Annotated in this window: 2 protein-coding genes; both read left to right on the top strand. The window is 54.7% G+C overall.

The window, feature by feature from the left end; translation table 11 throughout:
* Positions 1–474: 474 nt before the first annotated feature.
* A complete protein-coding gene (locus tag V6D20_12205; GenBank protein ID HEY9816542.1) occupies positions 475–2,202 on the top strand; it encodes a hypothetical protein in 1,728 nt (575 codons plus the stop codon).
* 91 nt (positions 2,203–2,293) lie between these two features.
* Positions 2,294–2,841: gamma-glutamyltransferase (locus V6D20_12200; protein ID HEY9816541.1), on the top strand; the 548-nt coding region annotated here is incomplete at its 3' end.

Below are 2,841 nucleotides of genomic sequence, written 5' to 3'. Positions count from 1 at the left end.
ATTGAAGAAGTAAGCTATTCTGCACGTATCGTTCATGCTTGGGTACCATGATGATGGTAGAGCAAGTAAAGGATCTATGTCTTCTACCGTAGATTGAAAATTATTAAACTAGTTCATGTTTATGAAGTTTAAGTGAATGATCATCCCCTCGCCCTAGAAACCTGCGGGGCAGCCCTATAATTTAGCTATGCGTTCGTTCACCTGATGGGTTTAGGTCTGATGTTACAGATAAGTTCGTGACTGTAGAATCGTCCGGAGATCTCAGTCCTGATTTAGCCATAGCGTTTCGTCGAGATTGCTAGGGGTCTCCTCTAGTTCGGGCTAGGGGCGATCGCGACAGTCGTAAACTCGTCGGTTACCCTGGAAAAGAGCATCACGGATAGTGTGAAGTTTATTCTAGGTTCGTGATTTCTCGGGTTGCCTAAAGTGTTGAGCCATCCGTAAAAACCGTCACGGCATAGGGGAGAGATGGGTATGATCAAGTGGGTTCGAATCAATGGACAGCGATCGCTCTCCCAGGGGCTGATGTTCATCGTGCTGATGGTGATCACCGTGGGCATGGTGATTGGCTGCTCGTCGTCGCCCCGTGCGACCCCGGTGGCTTCCTCGTCTGCTCCGGTGCGATCGGCTCCCAGCCCTGAGCTATCCGTGGGCACCAACCTGACGGGCATTGCTGATTGGTCAACCCAACTGCCGTTTTTGGATGCGATGAAGTCCTCCCGGCGCTGGATTACTCAATGTGTAGACACCGATCCGGGCTGCACGGGCCAGTGGAGCACTGAGGAGGGTGATGCCCTGGATTTGGATGAGCATGGCTGGCCGAAGTCTTTACCAGCTCCCGATGATGCGCCCATGTTTACCCGAGTGGCGACGCTCATGTTCCGGGAAATTAATGGACGCTATCCCGGCGGTCAGTATGTGGTGCTCTATGAGGGAGAGGGTACCTTAGGCTATGGTTTTGATGCCCGCAAGGATGAGGCGGCTTCGCGACCGGGGCGGGATGTGATCAACGTAACGCCGTCCCATGATGGAATTTTGTTGATTGTGAGCGCAACGGATCCCAATCGTACGGGCAACTACCTGCGTAATATCCACGTGGTGCCCATTGAGGCGGAAGAGACCTTTGCAACCGAGATTTTTAACCCCCTGTTACTTGAGCGACTGCAGCCGTTTCAGTCTTTGCGGCTGATGGACTGGATGCGTACCAATGATTCCACGGTCAGTGAGTGGAGCGATCGCCCCCAGGTGGATGACTATACCTATAGCCTCAAGGGTGTGCCGCTGGAGATCATGATCGAGCTGGCGGAGCGGCTGGGGGAAGATGTGTGGTTCTGTATGCCGCACATGGCAACGGATGACTACATGCGTCGCTTTGCGGAGTTGGTGAAAGAACAACTGGATCCGAGTCTCAAAATCTATGTAGAACTGTCGAATGAAGTCTGGAACTGGATGTTTGACCAGGCTCACTATGCCCTAGATCAAGGTAAGGAACGTTGGCAGCAGGAGGGCGATGTGTTCATGCAGTGGTACGGCATGCGGACGGCCCAGATGGCAGATATCTGGTCTGAGGTCTTTGCCGACCAGCGCGATCGCTTGATGCTGGTGCTGGGTACCCAAACCAGTTGGCGCGGCTTGGAGCGGGCGGCTCTAGACTGTCCTCTATGGGTAGCGGAGGGCAATACGCCTTGCTATCAGCATGTGGATGCTTACACGATCACCGGCTATTTCACCGGCGGTATGGTGTTTGATAATAACATCGCGACGGTGGAAGGCTGGTTGGATGAAGGGCAAGACATTGCCATCGAGAAGGCGATCGCTCAGCTTTCCCAGGGCGGCATGTTGGAAGATGGCGACCATGATGGCAGTATTCCTGGCATTCGCGAGCTGTTCGACTACCATGCGGCGATCGCCCAGGAGCGGGATTTATCTCTCTTGGTCTACGAAGGTGGGCAGCATTTGGCCTTGCCCGATCATGAACGGCTGACGGAGTTTTTTATTGAACTGAACCGTCGTCCTGAAATGTATGACATCTATACGCAGTTGCTCAACGAATGGCGTGATGCCGGTGGGGCAGTGTTTATGAACTTTGCTGACTTTGGGGTTCCCAGTCGCTGGGGCAGTTGGGGCGTGTTGGAACATGTGGCGGATGAGGAGTCGCCGCGCTACAACGCCCTAGTCGATTTCATTCGCGATCATTCGTAATCACCATCGCCGGTTGTCTGTACGGGTTTACCGATCAATCTGCTGTAAGCTAAATCAGCATAATGTCCAGCGGAGATAAACCGGTACACCGATGAGTACGGCAACACAGGGAGCGATCGCGGCGGGCCATGCCTGCACGGCGGCGGCGGGATTGGAAATGTTGCGCCTTGGGGGCAATGCCTTTGATGCGGCGGCGGCGGCGGTGCTGGCGGCCTGTGTGGCGGAGCCGGGGCTGACGTCGTTGGCGGGGGGCGGTTTTTTGCTAGCCCATACGCCGCAGCGTAATGTGTTATTCGACTTTTTTACGCAAACGCCGCGCCGTAAGCGGCCGATCGATCAGGTGGATTTCTTCCCGGTGACGGTCAATTTTGGCAAGGCGGTGCAGGACTTTCACATTGGTCTAGGGGCGATCGCTGTTCCGGGAACCATCGGCGGTATTTATCATGTACAGCAAACCTTGGGACGGCTGCCCTTCTCGGTGGTGACGGAGCCGGCGATTCACTATGCCAAGACGGGGGTGGAGGTGAATGCATTCCAGGCCTATTGTTTTCTAATTTTGGAGCCGATCCTGCTGCGCGATCCGGCTATGCGTCAGGTCTATGCACCTACCGGAGTTTTGGCACAACAGGGCGATCGCCT

This window comes from Candidatus Obscuribacterales bacterium, from assembly GCA_036703605.1.
GTDB lineage: Bacteria > Cyanobacteriota > Cyanobacteriia > RECH01 > RECH01 > RECH01.
Note: the sequence above shows the minus strand (reverse complement) of the source record. Positions and strands in the feature narration are given on the sequence as shown.

Excerpts from the sequence above, each read along its gene's own strand:
- V6D20_12205 (HEY9816542.1), top strand. The coding sequence starts at position 475 with ATGATCAAGTGGGTTCGAATCAATGGACAGCGATCGCTCTCCCAGGGG.